The sequence below is a fragment of the Streptosporangium sp. NPDC006007 genome (assembly GCF_040614315.1).
Taxonomy (GTDB): domain Bacteria; phylum Actinomycetota; class Actinomycetes; order Streptosporangiales; family Streptosporangiaceae; genus Streptosporangium.
On record NZ_JBEXUG010000001.1, the window covers coordinates 44,834 to 62,380 of the forward strand.

Here is a 17,547-nt window from a genome sequence, read left to right on the forward strand (position 1 = left end):
TCCGTCGTGTCGGGGGGGCCGGCCAACCCCCTTTCCCCCGGAGGGCGGTGGGAAACGGGGTCGTGCGGTCTGCGGTGTGCGGTCTGTGCTCTGTGGCCGGTGCGTGTGGACTGTCCTGTGCGGCCCCTGCTTGTGGACCGGGCGCGGGTTACCCGGCTACAGGGTGCTGGCCAGCGGCCAGGTGGCGTTGGGGGTGACGATGGTGCCCGCCCTGCCCTCCAGGATCTGTTCGGCCTCGTCCAGCCTGCCGATCGCGGCCATGTCGCCGGTCGTCTCCACGAACCGGCAGACCGCCTCCACCTTCGGTCCCATGGAACCTGCGGGGAAGTGTTCCGCGCGGAGCTGGTGGGGCGTGGTGTGGGTGATCTCCTCCTGCCGCGGGGTGCCGAAGTTCCTGGCCACCCGCGGCACGTCGGTGAGGACCATGAAGACGTCGGCCTCCAGTGCCTCGGCGAGGATCGAGGCGGTCAGGTCCTTGTCGACAACCGCCTCTATGCCCTGCAATTGACCCTTGTCGTTGCGGATGACCGGAATGCCGCCCCCGCCGGCGCAGACCGTGATGATGCCGTCGCGGACCAGGCGGCGCAGCAGGCGGGTCTCCACGACCCGCTGCGGGGCGGGGGAGGGCACGACTCTGCGCCAGTACCGGCCGTCGGGCTTGACCGTCCAGCCGTACTCCCCGGCGAGTTTCTCGGCCTCCGCCCGGTCGTAGACCTGGCCGACGAACTTCGTCGGGTCGCCGAAGGCCGGGTCCACCGCGGAGACCAGCGTCTGATTGATCGTCGAGGCGACCTGCCGGCCCGGCAGCGCGTTCTGCAGGGCCTGCAGCAGCCAGTAACCGATCATGCCCTGGGTCTCGGCGCCGATCGTGTCCAGGGGGTAGGGCCTGGTCAGGTTGGGGTCGTTGGTGCTCTCCAGCGCCAGCACTCCCACCTGCGGGCCGTTCCCGTGCGTGATGATCAGTTCGTGTCTCTCGGCCAGCCTCGCCAGTGACGCGACCGCGACACGGACGTTCTCCTGCTGGACGTCGGCGTCGGGGCTCTGCCCCCGCTGCAACAGTGCGTTGCCCCCCAGGGCGACCAGAACGCGCATCTCTCAGCCTCCCGAGGTCGCGAAGGCGATGGGTGCCTTGACGGTTACGGTGGTGTGCATGCCCCTCAGTTCCCCGGGGTCGTGAAGGCGGCGGACGCCTTGGCGGTTACGGTGGTGTGCATGCCCTCAGTCCCCCAGGGTCGCGACCATGACGGCCTTGATGGTGTGCAGGCGGTTCTCGGCCTGGTCGAAGACGATCGAGCGCGCCGACTCGAAGACCTCGTCGGTGACCTCCAGCGCCTCGTGGCCGGTCTTTTCGAAGATCTCCTCGCCGACCCTGGTCTCCCGGTTGTGGAAGGCCGGCAGACAGTGCATGAACTTCACATCGGGGTTTCCGGTGGCCTGCACCACCCCGGCGTTCACCTGGTAGGGCATGAGCAGCTTGATGCGCTCCTCCCAGACCTCCTTGGGCTCGCCCATGGACACCCACACGTCGGTGTAGAGGAAGTCCACGCCCTTGACGCCCTTGGCCACGTCGGAGGTGATGGTGATCCTCGCCCCGGTCTCCCCGGCGAGGTCCCTGGCGGGCTTGACGACCTTCTTCTCGTCGGGCCACAGCGCCTCGGGCGCCACGAGCCGCACGTCCATGCCGAGCATCGCGCCGGTGACCAGGAGCGAGTGCCCCATGTTGTTGCGGGCGTCGCCCAGGTAGGCGAAGGCGACCTCGTGCAGCGGCCTGTCGCTGTGCTCCTGCATGGTGAGCGCGTCGGCGAGCATCTGGGTCGGGTGCCAGTCGTCGGTGAGGCCGTTCCAGACGGGGACGCCCGAGTGGGCCGCGAGCTCCTCGACGTTGGACTGTTCGCTGCCCCGGTACTCGATGCCGTCGAACATCCGGCCGAGCACCCGCGCGGTGTCCTTCACCGACTCCTTGTGGCCCATCTGGGAGCCGGTGGGGTCGAGGTAGGTGACGTGGGCGCCCTGGTCGTGGGCGCCGACCTCGAACGCGCACCGGGTGCGGGTCGAGGTCTTCTCGAAGATCAGGGCGATGTTCTTGCCCCTGAGCCTGGGCTCCTCGTTCCCGGCGTACTTGGCGGCCTTGAGTTCGGCCGCCAGCCTGATCAGGAACGTGAACTCGTCAGGGGTCAGGTCGAGCTCCTTGAGGAAACTGCGGTTGCGCAGGTTGAATGCCATGTGTGCTCCCCGGTGAGAGAAGAGATCAGGCGCCGTCGCGTTCCAGCGGGCAGCTCATGCACCGGGGGCCGCCACGGCCACGGCCTAGTTCGCTGCCCCGGATCGTGATCACCTCGATGCCGTTGTCACGCAGGTAGTTGTTGGTGGTGGTGTTGCGCTCGTAGGCGACGACCACGCCGGGTTCGAGGGCCAGCACGTTGCAGCCGTCGTCCCACTGTTCCCGTTCGGCCGCGTAGACGTCCTGGACCGGGGTGAGGACCTTGATCTCGTCCAGGCCGACGGCCTGGGCGATGGCCCGGTGCATGTCCTCCGGAGCATGATCGGTGATTTTGAGTTCCTTCTCGGTGTCACCGGGCTCCACCGTGTAGGAGGGCAGCATGCCCAGCCCGGCGAACTTGGTGAACACCCCGACGTCCACGTTGGTCATCACCGTGTCCAGATGCATGAACGCCCGGGCCTTCGGCATGTTCAATGCGACGATCTTCTCCGCGGCGCCCTTGGCGAACATGCTCTGCGCGAGCATCTCCACCGCCTGGGGCTGGGTGCGCTCGCTCATCCCGATCAGCACCGCCCCGTTGCCGATGACGAGCACGTCACCGCCCTCGATGGTGGCCGGCGCGCACGCCATGCCGGGCATCCAGATGTTGAAACCGTTCTCGCCCGGCCGGTTGTAGCCGGCGGCGAACAGCGGGTGATAGCGGTAGACGGCCTCGTAGTTCACCGTCTCGCGCTGGCGGGCCTTCTTCCGCATCGCGTTGATGGAGACGCCGTCGTAGATCCAGCAGGAGGTGTCACGGGCGAACAGGTGGTTGGGCAGCGGCGGCAGGACGAAGTCGTCCGTGGCGAGCGTGTGGAAGGCGAGGCTCTTGGGGTCGGTGCCCCGCTCCATCAGTTCGCGTTTGGTGATACCGCCGGTGAGGTACTGCTGGAGTTCGGTGGAGTCCATCGCGTCCAGCGCGTTGCGGAGGGCGTCGACGGCCATCGGCCCGTAGAAGCGCTCGTCGATGACGTGGTCGAGGATGTACTTGCGGGCCTCGGGGATGTCGATCGTCTCGCGCAGCAGGTCGGCCAGCATGTGGACGGTGACACCGTGGGCGTGCAGCACCCTCTGGAACTCCTCGTGCTCCTCCAGCGCGCGCTGCACCCACAGCACGTCGTCGAAGAGGAAGTCGTCCTTGTTCGACGGGGTGAGCCGCTTCAGGGCCAGTTCGGGTTTGTGGAGCAGGACCTGACGGAGCTGGCCCACTTCGGAGTCGACATGAAAAGCCATTTCTCTTCCTTCGTCGTCGCTGACGGGGTCCGTTGACGGGGTCGTCGCTACTGGGATCGTCCGGAGGATGAGGGGGTGACTTCGTCCCCGGGACCGTACTCACCGCGTTTCGCCTTGGTCCAGATGTAGACAGGGATACCCACCAGGAGCATCAGGAAGCCGATGAAGATGGCCTCCGTGCCCGCGCCGTACGTCATCCAGAAGGCGAACAGGATCGCCACGGTGGTGATGGCGAGGTCACGGCCGAGCCGGGTCCCGCTGACCCGGCGGGCGCGGGTCACCAGCCAGAACAACTGAGCACACCCGGAGAAGAAATAGGGGATGACGGTGGTGAAGGTGGCGATCAGCAGGATCTTGTTGAAGCCGTTGGTCGTGCCGAAGTAGTTGTAGACGGCGACCAGGGAGGTCAGGGACGTGCCCAGGACGATGCCGACCCAGGGCACGCCGCGGCGTGACTCCCTGGCGAAGACGCCGGGGAACAGGCCGTCCCTGGCCGCGGCCATCGGCATCTCCGCGACCAGCATCGTCCAGCCGTTGATCGCGCCGATGCCGGAGACGATCGCGCAGGCGGCCATGATGCCGCCGCCGATGCCGCCGCCGAACATGTTGTTGATCGCGTCGGCGAACGGGGCGCTGGACGTGGCGAGGGCCTGGTGCGGGACGGTGCCGAAGATGGCGACGGTGCTGAGCATGTACATCGCGGCGCAGATCAGCACGCCGTAGACGCTGGCCCTGCCGATGTTGCGCGCCGGGTCCTTGATCTTCTCGGCCACGATGGTGACGCTCTCGACGCCCGAGTAGATGAACAGCGCGAGCGCGCCCGCGGTGGACAGGGCGCCGAGCCAGTTTCCACCGGTGGCGTTGAACGGGCCGAAGTTGCCGCCCCGGATGAAGAACAGGCCCACCACGGCGACGAAGATCAGCGGGATGAACTTCAGCACGGTGGTGACCACCGCGAAGGCGCCGATGTTCTTCACACCGGTCAGGTTGACCAGAGCCGGGATCCACAGGGCCGTCAGCGCCAGCGCGATCTGGGCGCCGGGAGAGTCCCAGTGCAGGAAGTAGTTGGCGTAGTTGACCCAGACGACGGCGATGGCGGCGTTGCCGATCCAGGCGGTCAGCCAGAACGACCAGGCGTTCCAGAAGCCGGGGAACTCGCCGAAGGCGTCCTTGGCGTAGGCGTAGGGGCCGCCTCCCGCCGGCAGGCGCGCACCGAGCCTGCCGAACACCATGGCGAGCGCGATGGCGCCGATCGACACCAGGCCCATCGCCAGGATGCTCACCGTGCCGTACGCGGCGAGCGAGGCGGGCAGCAGGAACACCCCCGTGCCCACGATGTTGCCCACGATGAGGGAGATCGACGCGGGGAGACCCAGCTTGCCGTGTTCCGAGGCGATGACCTCGGCCGCCTCGTCGCGGATCACTCCCTCTTCGGCGGCGGTGCGTCCTCGCGGACGCTCACCATGAGAATCCCCCATCTGGTGCCCTCCGGCATGGATATCCCATACTGCCCAGATTTAGTGGCAATACCACATGAGGTCCCCGGCGGTAGGAGGGATGAAACCCCACGTCAGGGTGGATGGTGCTCCGTCCCCGGGGGGTTCGGGGCCGGCTTCCGTCCGCTTCCGGTTCGAGCGGGGGAGGTGGGGGCGATGGGGCCGGCGGCGGGGTCAGCCCCGGGGGGACATGTGGGTGGCGGGCCCCGAGCCGGGACCCGTTCCCGCGATGGCGGGGAGTGCCACAGCCATGATCGTCATGGCCGCGCCGAGCAGCACCACCGGAAACACGCGCCGGCGGGACGGCAGGGTCTCGGTGATGATCGCGCCGGTGGCGAAGGACGCGAGGGCGCGCGCCAGAGCCGGGTCCTCGGCGTGGAGCCGGTCGGCGATCCCGCCGAGGGCGCGCTTCTCGCGAGTGGACAGGCTCATACTGACGGCCCTCCGATGGCAGACGATGATGCAGAGGATTTTAATGGCCTTTTGTCCCTTTTTGCCAAGCGAATGGGGTAGATCTTCCCCGGTGGCCGTTCCCCTCATCTCTCGCCCGTCGATCGGGACAGCGCCTCGGCGCCGCTCGCGATCTCGGTGAGCTCGGTGGTGATCTCGGCCTGGCGCGCGGAGTTGGCGCGGCGGGTGAGCTGCCCGATGAGCTCGTGGGCGTTCTCGGTGGCCGACGTCATCGCCTGCCGCCTGGCGGCGTGCTCGGAGGCGCTGGACTCCAGCAGCATGCCCCAGATCCGGCCCCTGACGTACTGCCGCAGCAGCAGGTCGAGCACCGCCCCGGTCGACGGCTCGAACTCGTACGGAGGCGGGGCGCCGGTAGGGTCGCCGGGCTCTCCGCCCATCTCCCTCTCCTCGATCTCCAGGGGCAGGATCCGGTGCGCGCGGGTCTGCTGGGCCAGCATGGACACGAACTCGGTGAACACGACGTGCACCTCGCCCACCCCGCCCGCCCTGGTGGGCGTGTCGAAGGCGTCCACCAGCGTCTGGCCGATCTCCGCGGCGACCTCGTAGGCCGGATGGTCGGAGAGGCCGACCCACTCCCGCTCCGTCCGCCGGTGCCGGAAGCGGTAGAAGTCCACCGCCTTGCGTCCGCACAGGTAGAACACCGGCTCCTTGTCCTGCGCGCGCAGGAGCGCGGCCAGGGCGTCGCTCTGGCGCAGGACGTTGTTGTTGAAGCCGCCGCAGAAGCCCCGGTCGCTGCTCATCAGCAGCACGGCCACCCGGGAGGTGTCCGGCCTGAGGTTGAGCAGTGCGTGGTTGGTGTGGGTGCCGTGGCTGATCAGGACGGAGGCCGCCCTGGTGATCTCCCTGGCGTACGGCCTGGCGGCGTCGAGGCGCCGGCGGGCCCCGGGGATCCGGGAGGACGCGATGAGCTCCTGGGCTCGCGTGATCTTGGCCGTCGAGGTGACGGACCGGATGCGTGCGCGGATCGCGCGGAGTTCGGCGCCCATGATGTCCTCCCCGGGGTCTGCTCCCGGCCGGGATGCCCCCTTCCCCGCGGCCCTGCCCCCCGGTGGTCCGGCGTTACCTCCGGAAGGGGGCCGGATTTCGTCAACCGGCTGCCCTGTCGGAGGTCATTGCGCCCCAGATCGCCATATGTCGTGTTTTGATGATGTTCGGGGATGAAGGGGGCGATTCTGAGGAGGCGCCCCCCGGCTGCTACCGTGAGGCGTCGGCTTCCTTTAAGCCCCGTCCTGTGAGGCGGGAAAGGTGGTGTTCTCTTTGGCTGATCCTGTTTCGCATGCCCGCGGCGGCGCCCGCGCGGTCCTTGAGGGACCTGACATCAACCGCGCGCTGATCCGCATCTCCCACGAGATCCTTGAGCGCACCAAGGGCGCCGAGGACATCGTCCTGCTGGGCATCCCCACCCGGGGCGTCTACCTCGCCCGCCGGCTCGCCGCCTACCTTGAGCAGTTCGAGGGCCGCCCGGTTCCCTTCGGATCCCTCGACGTGACGATGTACCGCGACGATCTGCGCCTGCGGCCCGCCCGCGCGCTCGGCCGCACCGAGCTTCCCGCCGACGGCATCGACGGCAGGACCGTCGTCCTCGTCGACGACGTCCTCTACTCCGGCCGCACCGTCCGCTCCGCGCTCGACGCGCTCAACGACCTGGGCCGCCCGCGGGCCGTCCAGCTCGCGGCCCTGGTCGACCGGGGCCACCGCGAGCTGCCCATCCGGGCCGACTACGTGGGCAAGAACCTCCCCACCGCCAAGTCCGAGATCGTCAGGGTCTACCTGGAGGAGAACGACGGCCGTGACGCCGTGCTGCTGCTGAAGGAGGACGAGAAGTGAAGCGGCACCTGATCTCGGCGGCGGACCTGAGCCGCGACGACGCCCTGTTGATCCTGGACACCGCCGACGAGCTGGCGAAGATCTCGGACCGCTCGATCAAGAAGCTGCCCACCCTGCGCGGCCGTACCGTGGTGAACCTCTTCTTCGAGGACTCCACCCGCACCCGGATCTCCTTCGAGGCCGCGGCCAAGCGCCTGTCGGCGGACGTCATCAACTTCTCCGCCAAGGGCTCCAGCGTCTCCAAGGGTGAGTCGCTGAAGGACACCGCGCTCACCCTGGAGGCGATGGGCGCCGACGCCGTCGTCATCCGGCACGGCGCCTCCGGAGCGCCGTATCGCCTGGCCGGCTGGGTGCACGGCAGCGTCGTCAACGCGGGCGACGGCACCCACGAGCACCCCACCCAGGCCCTGCTCGACGCCTTCACCATGCGCCGCCGCCTCGGCGCGCTGGACGGCAGGAAGGTCACGATCGTCGGTGACGTGCTGCACAGCCGGGTGGCCCGCTCCAACGTGCTCCTGCTGGCCACGCTCGGCGCCCAGGTGACCCTGGTCGCCCCGCCGACCCTGCTCCCGGTGACCGTGCACTCCTGGCCGTGCGAGGTCTCCTACGACCTCGACGCCGTGCTGCCCAAGTCGGACGTGGTGATGATGCTGCGGGTGCAGCGCGAGCGGATGAACGCCGCGTTCTTCCCCACCGAGCGCGAGTACAGCCGCCGCTACGGCCTCGACCGCGACCGCGTCGCCAGGATGCACGACAACGCCATCGTGATGCATCCGGGGCCGATGAACCGCGGAATGGAGATCGCGGCCGAGGTGGCCGACTCGCCGCGCTCGACCATCGTCGAGCAGGTCGCCAACGGTGTGACCACGCGCATGGCCGTCCTGTACCTGCTGCTTGGCGGCGCCGACCTCGGGGGAGAGATCCAGTGACCAGCATCGTCATCAAGGGCGCGAGCATCCTCGGCGGAGAGCCGGCCGACATCCTGATCCGGGACGGCGTTATCGCCGCGATCGGCGGGGAACCGAGCGGCGACGAGACGCTCGACGCCCGGGGGCTCATCGCGCTGCCCGGCCTGGTGGACCTCCACACCCACCTGCGCGAGCCCGGCCGCGAGGACGCGGAGACCGTCGACAGCGGCACCCGCGCCGCGGCCCTGGGCGGCTACACCGCGGTGCACGCCATGGCCAACACCGACCCGGTCGCCGACACCGCGGGCGTCGTCGAGCAGGTCTGGCGCCTGGGTCAGGAGGCCGGCCACTGCGACGTCCGCCCGGTCGGCGCCGTCACCGTCGGCCTCGGCGGCGAGCGGCTGGCCGAGCTCGGCGCGATGGCCGACTCCGCCGCGCGGGTCCGTGTCTTCTCCGACGACGGCAGGTGCGTCTCCGACGCGGTGCTCATGCGCCGCGCGCTGGAGTACGTCAAGGCGTTCGACGGGGTGGTCGCCCAGCACGCCCAGGAACCGCGCCTGACCTCCGACGCGCAGATGAACGAGGGCGCGGTCTCCGGCAGGCTCGGCCTGACCGGCTGGCCCGCGGTCGCCGAGGAGGCGATCATCGCCCGTGACTGCCTGCTCGCCGCGCACGTCGGCTCCCGCCTCCACATCTGCCACGTGTCCACCGCGGGCTCCGTGGAGATTATCCGCTGGGCCAAGTCGAAGGGCTGGGACGTCACCGCCGAGGTGACCCCGCACCACCTGCTCCTCACCGACGACCTCGTGGAGAGCTCCCCGGTGGGCTCCTACAACCCGATCTACAAGGTGAACCCGCCGCTGCGCACCCGCGCCGACGTCGCGGCGCTGCGCGAGGCGCTGGCCGATGGCACGATCGACTGCGTCGCCACCGACCACGCCCCGCACCCGGTCGAGGACAAGGAGACCGAGTGGGCCGCCGCGGCCATGGGCATGATCGGCCTGGAGACGGCTCTGCCGGTGGTGCAGGAGGCCATGGTCGAGACCGGGCTGCTCGACTGGGCCGGTGTCGCCGAGCGCATGTCCTGCGCCCCGGCCAGGATCGGCCGGGTCCAGGACCACGGCCGGCCCATCGAGGTCGGCGCCGTGGCCAACATCACCCTCTACGACGCCGCCGCGCGCGCCGAGGTCGACCCCGCGGGCTACGCCTCCAAGAGCCGTAACACCCCCTACGAGGGCAGGACCCTTCCGGGCCGCGTCGTGGCGACCTTCCTGCGGGGCAGGCCGACCGTCCTGGACGGAAAGCTCGCGTGACATCCCCGCCCGGTGCCCGTTGGGGCGTACGGGCTCCAGGGGCCGGCGGTGCCCGGCACGCCGGGGTCCGGTCCCGTTACCCGTATGGCGCGCCGCCGTCCCACATCATGGAGACGCGCCCCTGTCGCGCGCCAGATATTTCATACTTTGCGGAGCAATGACCGAGATGATCGGGGTATGTGAGTGACCGCAGTGCTAGTGCTGGAAGACGGCCGAGTCTTCCAGGGGATCCCTTACGGCGCCGAGGGCGAGACCTTCGGCGAGATGGTCTTCAACACCGGGATGACCGGCTACCAGGAGACCCTTACCGACCCGTCCTACCACCGCCAGATCGTCGCGATGACCGCACCGCACATCGGCAACACCGGCGTCAACGACGAGGACTCCGAGTCGTCGCGTGTCCAGGTCTCCGGCTACGTGGTCCGCGAGCCCTCCCGCGTCTCCTCCAGCTGGCGTGCCACCCGCTCCCTCGACGACTACCTCAGGGAACAGGGCGTCGTCGGCATCGCCGTCCCCGGCACCCGCGCCCTCACCCGCCACCTGCGCGAAAGAGGCGCCATGCGGGCCGGGGTCTTCTCCGGCCAGGCCCTCGCCCCGGTCGAGGAACTGCTGGAGCGGGTCAGGCGCAGCCCCGCGATGGAGGGCGCCGACCTCGCCGAACAGGTCTCCACCGCCGAGCCGTACGTCGTCCGGGCGATCGGCGAGAAGCGGTTCACCGTGGCGGCCGTGGACCTCGGCATCAAGGCCATGACCCCGCACCGGATGGCCGAGCGCGGCTGCGAGGTGCACGTCCTGCCGGCCTCAAGCACCGCCGGGGACATTCTCGCGCTCAACCCGGACGGCGTGTTCTTCTCCAACGGCCCCGGAGACCCGGCCACCGCCGACCGGCAGGTCGAGGCGGTGCGCGGGGTCCTCGCGGCGGGCAGGCCGTTCTTCGGCATCTGCTTCGGCAACCAGATCTTCGGCCGCGCCCTCGGACTGGGCACCTACAAGCTGCGCTACGGCCACCGCGGGGTCAACCAGCCGGTCCAGGACCGCCGCACCGGCAAGGTGGAGATCTCCGCCCACAACCACGGCTTCGCCGTACGGGCACCCCTGCGGGGGCGCTTCGACACGCCGTACGGCCCGGCGGAGGTCACCCACGTCAACCTCAACGACGACTGCGTCGAGGGACTGCGGCTGATCGACCGTCCCGCCTTCAGCGTCCAGTACCACCCCGAGGCCGCCGCCGGCCCGCACGACTCCGCCGGCCTCTTCGACCGGTTCTGCGCGCTGATGGAGGAGACCGGGGGACGGACGGCGGGCGAGATCACGAACATGACGGAGGGAAGCAGCGGTGCCTAAGCGCACGGATATCCAGTCGGTGCTGGTGATCGGTTCCGGGCCGATCGTGATCGGGCAGGCGTGTGAGTTCGACTACTCCGGCACGCAGGCCTGCCGGGTGCTGCGCGCGGAGGGCTTCCGGGTGGTGCTGGTCAACAGCAACCCCGCGACGATCATGACGGATCCGGAGTTCGCGGACGCGACGTATGTCGAGCCGATCACCCCGGAGATCGTGGAGAAGATCATCGAGCGGGAGCGGCCGGACGCGCTGCTGCCCACGCTGGGCGGGCAGACCGCGCTGAACACCGCGATCGCGCTGCACGAGGCCGGGGTGCTGGACCGCTACGGCGTGGAGATGATCGGCGCGGACGTGGCGGCGATCCAGGCCGGGGAGAACCGGGAGCTGTTCAAGAACATCGTGGCCAAGGTCGCCGCCGAACGGGGCCTGAACGCCGCCTCCGCGCGGTCGGTGGTCTGTCACACCATGGACGAGTGCCTGGCCGCCGCGGAGGGGCTGGGGTATCCGGTGGTGGTGCGGCCGTCGTTCACCATGGGCGGGGTCGGCTCGGGGTTCGCCCACGACCAGGAGGGGCTGCGGCGGATCGCCGGGGCGGGACTGGACGCGTCACCGACCACCGAGGTGCTGCTGGAGGAGTCGATCCTGGGCTGGAAGGAGTACGAGCTGGAGGTGATGCGGGACCGGGCCGACAACGTGGTGATCGTCTGCTCGATCGAGAACGTGGACCCGATGGGCGTGCACACCGGCGACAGCGTCACGGTGGCTCCGGCGCTGACCCTCACCGACCGCGAGTATCAGAACATGCGGGATGTGGCGATCGCGGTGATCCGGGAGGTGGGGGTGGACACCGGCGGCTGCAACATCCAGTTCGCCGTCGATCCGCGCACCGGGCGGATGGTGGTGATCGAGATGAATCCCAGGGTGTCGCGTTCCAGCGCGCTGGCGTCGAAGGCGACGGGGTTCCCGATCGCGAAGATCGCCGCGAAGCTCGCGGTCGGCTACACGCTGGACGAGATCCCCAACGACATCACCGGCGTGACCCCGGCCTCCTTCGAACCCACGCTCGACTACGTCGTGGTCAAGGTGCCGAGGTTCGCCTTCGAGAAGTTCGCCGGCGCCGACCAGACGCTGACCACGCACATGAAGTCGGTGGGCGAGGCGATGGCGATCGGCCGCTCGTTCGCCGAGGCGCTGCAGAAGGCGCTGCGGTCGCTGGAGAAGAAGGACGCGGTCTTCACCTGGACCGGCCCGCCGGGAGACAAGGACGCGCTGCTGGACGCGTGCCGGACCCCGCACGAGAGCCGCCTGGTGACGATGCAGCAGGCCATCCGGGCCGGCGCCACCGCGCGGGAGCTGTACGCGGCGACCGCGGTGGATCCGTGGTTCGTGGACCAGCTGTTCGCGATCGACGAGGTCGCCGCCCAGGTGCGCGAGGCCCCCCGGCTGACCGCCGAGCTCCTGATCACCGCCAAGCGGTACGGGTTCGGCGACGCCCAGCTCGCGGGGTTGCGCGGGACGGAGGAGGCGCGGGTGCGGGATCTGCGCCACGAGCTGGGGGTGCGGCCGGTCTATCACACGGTCGACACCTGCGCCGCCGAGTTCGCCGCCAGGACCCCGTACCTGTACTCCACCTACGACGAGGAGAGCGAGGTGCCGGCCGGTGACCGGCCCAAGGTCCTCATCCTCGGCTCCGGGCCCAACCGGATCGGCCAGGGCATCGAGTTCGACTACGCCTGCGTGCACGCCTCCTTCGAGCTGTCGAAGGTGGGCTATGAGACCGTGATGGTCAACTGCAACCCCGAGACCGTCTCCACCGACTACGACACCTCCGACCGGCTGTACTTCGAGCCGCTGACGCTGGAGGACGTGCTGGAGGTGGTGCACGCCGAGCAGCGCACCGGCCCGGTCGCCGGGGTGATCGTCCAGCTGGGCGGCCAGACGCCGCTGGGTCTGGCACAGGCGCTCAAGGACGCCGGGGTACCCATCGTGGGCACCTCGCCGGAGGCGATCCACCTGGCCGAGGAGCGCGGAGCGTTCGGCCGGGTCCTGGCCGAGGCGGGGCTGCCGGCGCCCAAGCACGGCACCGCGGTCACCGTGGACGAGGCGGTGGAGATCGCCGGGGAGATCGGCTATCCGGTGCTGGTGCGGCCCTCCTACGTGCTGGGCGGGGCGGGCATGGCGATCGTCTACGACGACGCCACGCTGACCGCCTACATGTCCAAGGCCGGCGCGGCCAGCGATCACCCTGTGCTGGTGGACCGGTTCCTCGACGAGGCCGTCGAGATCGACGTGGACGCCCTGTTCGACGGGGAGGAACTGTATCTGGGCGGGGTGATGGAGCACATCGAGGAGGCCGGCATCCACTCCGGCGACTCGGCGTGCTCGCTGCCGCCGATCACGCTGGGCGGCCACGACATCAAGCGCATCCGCGCCGCGACCGAGGCGATCGCCCGGGGGGTGGGGGTACGCGGCCTGCTGAACGTGCAGTACGCGTTGTCGGCCAACATCCTCTACGTGCTGGAGGCGAATCCGCGGGCGAGCCGGACGGTGCCGTTCGTGTCCAAGGCGACCGCGGTGCCGCTGGCCCGCGCCGCGGCCCGGATCATGCTGGGCGCCACCGTGGGTGAACTGCGGGCGGAGGGGATGCTGCCGGCCGACGGGGACGGGGGGACGCTCCCGCTGGACGCGCCGATCGCCGTGAAGGAGGCGGTGCTGCCGTTCAACCGGTTCTCCGGGGTGGACACGGTGCTGGGGCCGGAGATGCGCTCCACCGGCGAGGTGATGGGGATCGACGAGTTCTTCGGCACCGCGTACGCCAAGTCGCAGGCGGCGGCGTACGGGTCGCTGCCGGTGAAGGGGCGGGCGTTCGTGTCGGTGGCCAACCGGGACAAGCGGGCGATGGTGTTCCCGGTGAAGGCGCTGGCGGACCTGGGGTTCGAGATCCTGGCGACGGAGGGGACCGCGGAGGTGCTGCGGCGGAACGGGGTCCGTGCCCGGGTGGTGCGCAAGCAGAGCGACGGCCCCGGTGCGGGAGGCGAGCCGACGATCGGGCGCCGGATTCTGGACGGCGAGGTGGATCTGATCGTGAACACGCCGTTCGGCAGTCCGGGACAGTCGGGGCCGCGCCTGGACGGATATGAGATCCGCACCGCCGCGGTGGTGCGGGGGATTCCGTGTATCACCACGGTGCAGGGACTGGCCGCCGCCGTGCAGGGCATTCAGGCCATCGTCCGTGGCGACATCGGCGTACGGTCTCTCCAAGAGCACGCGGAGCGGCTGAGGGGACGAGCGAGCGGAGCGGCCGGCGAGGGATGAGCCGTCCGTGGAGGGAGTGAGGAGCCGTGCGCGACCATGGGTCCGTGCGGCTGAGGGGACGAGTGAGCGGAGCGGCCGGCGAGGGATGAGCCGTCCGTGGAGGGAGTGAGGAGCCGTGCGCGACCATGGGTCCGTGCGGCTGAGGGGACGAGCGGGTGGCGCGGTCGGTGAAGAATGAGCCTGTCCGTGCAGGGAAGTGAGGGGCCGGGCGCGAGCGTGGGCACGACACGCCTGCGACGCTTGTGCCGTAAGCGGAGGTGAGAGCGACGCCTGTTACTCCGGTACAGGTGACGGGCACGGTGCTGACGACGCGCCGGGTCGACGCCTATCATGCGCTGACCGTGGTCGCGCCCGGCATCGCCGAGCGGTTCCGGCCCGGCCACTTCGTCGGGGTGGCGGTCGGCGGATCGCAGACGGCGATGCTGACACGCCGGGCCTTCTCCATTCACGATGTCAAACCCGACTACGGCGGCACGGTGGAGTTCGTCTTCACCGTGGGCGGTCCCGGCACGGCCTGGCTGGCCGAGCGCCGCGCCCGCGACACCCTCGATCTGGTCGGGCCGCTCGGCCGGCCCTTCCCGCTGCCGCGTGACCCGGTGACCTGCGTCATGGTCGGCGGCGAGTACGGCTCGGCGACGCTCTTCGCCGTGGCCGACGCCCTCCAGGGGCGCGGCTGCCGGGTCGACTTCGTGCTGGGCGCGGTCTCGGCCGACCGGGTGTTCGGCGCGCTGCGGGCCCGCAGGATGGGGGAGACCACCACCCTGACCACCGAGGACGGCTCCCTGGGCATGCGCGGAAAGGTGACGGACGTGCTGCCCGGTGTGATCGCCGACGTCCGGGCCGACGCGGTCTACGCCTGCGGCCCGATGGAGATGCTGCGCGGTGTCACCGCCGTGGCGGTCGAGTTCGACATTCCGGTCCAGGTGGCGGTTGAGGAGCGGATGGCCTGCGGAATCGGCGTGTGCATGACGTGCGTGCTGCCGGTCATCGGGGACGACGGGGTGACCCGGATGCTGCGCTCGTGCGTCGAGGGGCCGGTCTTCCGGGGCGAGCGCGTCCGCTTCGACGACGTCGGGACGATCCCGTTTGACGCGCTCGGGGCACCTGGTGGGGGATCACGGAATGTCAGTTGACATGCGGACGTACCTGGGGCACGTGGAACTGGTCAACCCGATCATCACGGCCTCGGGGTGCGCCGCCTCGGGCTCCGAGCTCGCCCAGTTCTTCGACCTGGGCCGGATCGGCGCGCTGACCACGCGATCGGTCACGATGGCCCCCAGGGCGGGCCGTCCGACGCCCCGGATGGCCGAGACCCCCTCGGGCATGCTCAACGCCGTCGGCCTCCAGGGGCCGGGCGTGGACGCCTTCCTGGAGCGCGAGCTGCCCTGGCTCTCCCAGCGGGGCGTGCGGACCGTGGTGTCCATCGGCGGCGGCACCGTGGCCGAGTACACCGCGCTGGCCCGCAGGCTCACCGACGCCCCCGGCGTGACCGCCGTGGAGGTCAACCTGTCCTGTCCCAACATCGAGGACCGGGGCAGGGTCTTCGCCCGCGACGGGGCGGCCTCCGCCGAGGTGATCGCCTCGGTGCGTTCGGTGATGCGCTACGACGTGCCGGTGGTGGCGAAGCTGTCGCCGGACGTGGTGGACGTGGTGAGCGTCGCCCGCGCGTGCGTGGACGGCGGTGCCGACGCGCTCTCAATGATCAACAATCCGATCGGCATGTGCATCGACACCGAGGCCATGCGCCCCTCGCTCTCGGCGGTCACCGGCGGCCTGTCGGGACCGGCGATCCGGCCGCTGGCCGTGCGCTGTGTGTGGCAGGTCCACGCCGCGCTGCCCAGCGTGCCCATCATCGGCATGGGCGGCGTGCTGACCGGCAGGGACGCCTTCGAGATGGTCCTGGCGGGCGCCTGCGTCGTCGCGGTGGGCACGGCGCTCTTCCACGACCCCTACGCCTGCCTGCGTGTCCTGCGGGAGCTGGAGGAGCTTCTGGCGGCGCGGGGGTTCCACCGGCTGGCCGACGCCGTCGGGCTGGCCCATCGCCCGCCGGGGGCTTCCACCCGGCACCGGATAGACCTGGAGGAGAGTTCCCTGTGACGCCCGCACCCATCGCCGTCGCCTTGGACGCACCCGATCTGGAGACCGCGGCCCGCTGGGCGAGCCTGGTGACGCCGCACGTCAGCACGGTCAAGGTCGGACTCGAACTGTATCTGCGTCACGGCCCCGAGGTGATCCCCTCGATCCGCGGGGCGAGCGGGGTCCAGGTGTTCCTCGATCTCAAGCTCCACGACATCCCCAACACGGTCGCCGGGGCCGTCCGGGCCGTGGCCCGGCTGAAGCCGGCCATCCTGACCGTCCACGCGACCGGCGGGCCCGCGATGATCAGGGCGGCCGTGGACGGGCTGCCCGACGGCCGGATCGCGGCCGTGACACTGCTCACCTCGCTCTCGGAGGCCGACCTGGAACGGATCGGCGTCGCGGGTCCCTCGGGCGACGCGGTGCGCCGCCTGGCGGTCATGGCCGTCGGCGCGGGCGCCCAGGCCCTCGTGTGCTCGCCGCACGAGGTCGCCGCGGTGCGGGCGGAGGTCGGCCCGGACATCACTTTGATCACCCCCGGCGTCCGCCCCGCCGGCGCCGAGACTCAGGATCAGGCCAGAGTAGCGACTCCCGAGCGGGCTTTCACCGATGGGGCCGATCTTCTGGTGATCGGCCGCCCGATCACCGGCTCGGCGGACCCGGGGGCGGCGGCGGCGGGAATCGCCGCGACGCTCCGGCGGATGTCCGCGGCGGGCGGGCGGAGCGCCCGAGGGGGCTTGTGACGGGGGGCGTAGGAAACGCGGAGTTGAGCGTAGTTTCATCGACGCGCCGCGACTTTCCCGCTACACAAGGTGACGAAGTAGATTTTCTAAGGGAAGAAACTGGTCTTGACGTTGCTTGAAACGCGATGACCAGCTAGTTTCCCTTCCCGTCCGAGTACATCGACAGGAAATTCGAGGTGACCCGGCGTGGCTCTTCCTCCCCTTACCCCTGAGCAGCGCGCCGCAGCCCTAGAGAAGGCTGCCAAGGCCCGCCGAGAGCGTGCCGAGGTTAAGAACCGCCTGAAGCACGGCGCTATCTCTCTGGCTGAGGTGCTCAAAGACGGGCAGGCCGACGACGTCATCGGCAAGATGAAGGTTTCGGCCCTTCTGGAGTCGCTCCCCGGCGTGGGCAAGGTCCGCGCCAAGCAGCTGATGGAGCGGCTTGGCATCGCAGAGTCCCGCCGTGTGCGGGGTCTCGGCGCCAACCAGAGGGCTTCACTCGAGCGTGAGTTCGGCGGGGCCGAGAGCTAGTCTCGGTTCAGTACGCACGCTCATCCCGCATCCGCGGGAACGGCATCACAGGG

15 protein-coding genes are annotated in these 17,547 nt (G+C 70.0%); 9 read left to right on the top strand and 6 right to left on the bottom strand.

The genetic code is table 11. From position 1 onward, the window contains the following. Positions 1 to 156: 156 nt before the first annotated feature. The 6 genes from arcC to ABZ194_RS00260 all read right to left on the bottom strand — a co-directional run bounded on the left by arcC (position 157) and on the right by ABZ194_RS00260 (position 6,446). Positions 157 to 1,092: a carbamate kinase gene (gene arcC, locus ABZ194_RS00235; protein ID WP_355589886.1), complete on the bottom strand. Its 936-nt coding sequence runs from the start codon at positions 1,090 to 1,092 to the stop codon at positions 157 to 159. 126 nt (positions 1,093 to 1,218) lie between these two features. Further along, positions 1,219 to 2,223, bottom strand: coding sequence for an ornithine carbamoyltransferase (gene argF, locus ABZ194_RS00240; RefSeq protein WP_355589889.1), 1,005 nt, complete (start codon positions 2,221 to 2,223; stop codon positions 1,219 to 1,221). 25 nt (positions 2,224 to 2,248) lie between these two features. Next, positions 2,249 to 3,493 carry an arginine deiminase gene (locus ABZ194_RS00245; protein ID WP_355589892.1) on the bottom strand — a complete coding sequence of 415 codons (1,245 nt, stop codon included), beginning with the start codon at positions 3,491 to 3,493 and terminating at the stop codon, positions 2,249 to 2,251. A gap of 47 nt (positions 3,494 to 3,540) precedes the next feature. Beyond that, positions 3,541 to 4,971, bottom strand: coding sequence for an amino acid permease (locus ABZ194_RS00250; protein ID WP_355589895.1), 1,431 nt, complete (start codon positions 4,969 to 4,971; stop codon positions 3,541 to 3,543). Between the two features lie 192 nt (positions 4,972 to 5,163). Further along, complete coding sequence (locus ABZ194_RS00255; RefSeq protein ID WP_355589898.1) at positions 5,164 to 5,421, bottom strand: DUF3040 domain-containing protein; 258 nt, start codon at positions 5,419 to 5,421, stop codon at positions 5,164 to 5,166. 104 nt (positions 5,422 to 5,525) lie between these two features. After that, entirely contained in the window at positions 5,526 to 6,446 is a 921-nt protein-coding gene (locus ABZ194_RS00260) for a F0F1 ATP synthase subunit gamma (RefSeq protein WP_355589900.1), read from the bottom strand. A 271-nt stretch (positions 6,447 to 6,717) separates the two neighbouring features. Between ABZ194_RS00260 and pyrR the strand changes: the two genes are divergently transcribed. The 9 genes from pyrR (at position 6,718) to mihF (ending at position 17,494) form a co-directional block, all read left to right on the top strand. Continuing rightward, entirely contained in the window at positions 6,718 to 7,287 is a 570-nt protein-coding gene (gene pyrR, locus ABZ194_RS00265; protein ID WP_355589903.1) for a bifunctional pyr operon transcriptional regulator/uracil phosphoribosyltransferase PyrR, read from the top strand. Continuing rightward, on the top strand, positions 7,284 to 8,216 hold the full coding sequence (locus tag ABZ194_RS00270) for an aspartate carbamoyltransferase catalytic subunit (RefSeq protein ID WP_355589906.1): 933 nt from the start codon (positions 7,284 to 7,286) through the stop codon (positions 8,214 to 8,216). Before pyrR ends, ABZ194_RS00270 begins: the two co-directional genes overlap by 4 nt. Beyond that, a complete protein-coding gene (locus ABZ194_RS00275) occupies positions 8,213 to 9,508 on the top strand; it encodes a dihydroorotase (protein WP_355589909.1) in 1,296 nt (431 codons plus the stop codon). Before ABZ194_RS00270 ends, ABZ194_RS00275 begins: the two co-directional genes overlap by 4 nt. Before the next feature lie 183 nt (positions 9,509 to 9,691). Beyond that, on the top strand, positions 9,692 to 10,852 hold the full coding sequence (gene carA, locus ABZ194_RS00280) for a glutamine-hydrolyzing carbamoyl-phosphate synthase small subunit (protein WP_355589912.1): 1,161 nt from the start codon (positions 9,692 to 9,694) through the stop codon (positions 10,850 to 10,852). Then, complete coding sequence (carB, locus tag ABZ194_RS00285; protein WP_355589915.1) at positions 10,845 to 14,165, top strand: carbamoyl-phosphate synthase large subunit; 3,321 nt, start codon at positions 10,845 to 10,847, stop codon at positions 14,163 to 14,165. Before carA ends, carB begins: the two co-directional genes overlap by 8 nt. Before the next feature lie 299 nt (positions 14,166 to 14,464). Beyond that, on the top strand, positions 14,465 to 15,298 hold the full coding sequence (locus ABZ194_RS00290; protein WP_355589918.1) for a dihydroorotate dehydrogenase electron transfer subunit: 834 nt from the start codon (positions 14,465 to 14,467) through the stop codon (positions 15,296 to 15,298). After that, positions 15,288 to 16,262: a dihydroorotate dehydrogenase gene (locus tag ABZ194_RS00295; RefSeq protein ID WP_355589921.1), complete on the top strand. Its 975-nt coding sequence runs from the start codon at positions 15,288 to 15,290 to the stop codon at positions 16,260 to 16,262. Before ABZ194_RS00290 ends, ABZ194_RS00295 begins: the two co-directional genes overlap by 11 nt. Continuing rightward, positions 16,259 to 16,984 carry an orotidine-5'-phosphate decarboxylase gene (gene pyrF, locus ABZ194_RS00300; protein WP_355589924.1) on the top strand — a complete coding sequence of 242 codons (726 nt, stop codon included), beginning with the start codon at positions 16,259 to 16,261 and terminating at the stop codon, positions 16,982 to 16,984. The genes ABZ194_RS00295 and pyrF overlap by 4 nt, the downstream gene beginning before the upstream one ends. A 186-nt stretch (positions 16,985 to 17,170) precedes the next feature. Further along, a complete protein-coding gene (mihF, locus tag ABZ194_RS00305) occupies positions 17,171 to 17,494 on the top strand; it encodes an integration host factor, actinobacterial type (protein WP_012889515.1) in 324 nt (107 codons plus the stop codon). Positions 17,495 to 17,547: the final 53 nt, after the last annotated feature.

Coding starts and splice junctions, on each gene's coding strand:
- arcC (WP_355589886.1), bottom strand. CDS start 1,092: ATGCGCGTTCTGGTCGCCCTGGGGGGCAACGCACTGTTGCAGCGGGGG.
- argF (WP_355589889.1), bottom strand. CDS start 2,223: ATGGCATTCAACCTGCGCAACCGCAGTTTCCTCAAGGAGCTCGACCTG.
- ABZ194_RS00255 (WP_355589898.1), bottom strand. CDS start 5,421: ATGAGCCTGTCCACTCGCGAGAAGCGCGCCCTCGGCGGGATCGCCGAC.
- ABZ194_RS00295 (WP_355589921.1), top strand. CDS start 15,288: ATGTCAGTTGACATGCGGACGTACCTGGGGCACGTGGAACTGGTCAAC.
- ABZ194_RS00245 (WP_355589892.1), bottom strand. CDS start 3,493: ATGGCTTTTCATGTCGACTCCGAAGTGGGCCAGCTCCGTCAGGTCCTG.
- ABZ194_RS00260 (WP_355589900.1), bottom strand. CDS start 6,446: ATGGGCGCCGAACTCCGCGCGATCCGCGCACGCATCCGGTCCGTCACC.
- ABZ194_RS00250 (WP_355589895.1), bottom strand. CDS start 4,971: ATGGGGGATTCTCATGGTGAGCGTCCGCGAGGACGCACCGCCGCCGAA.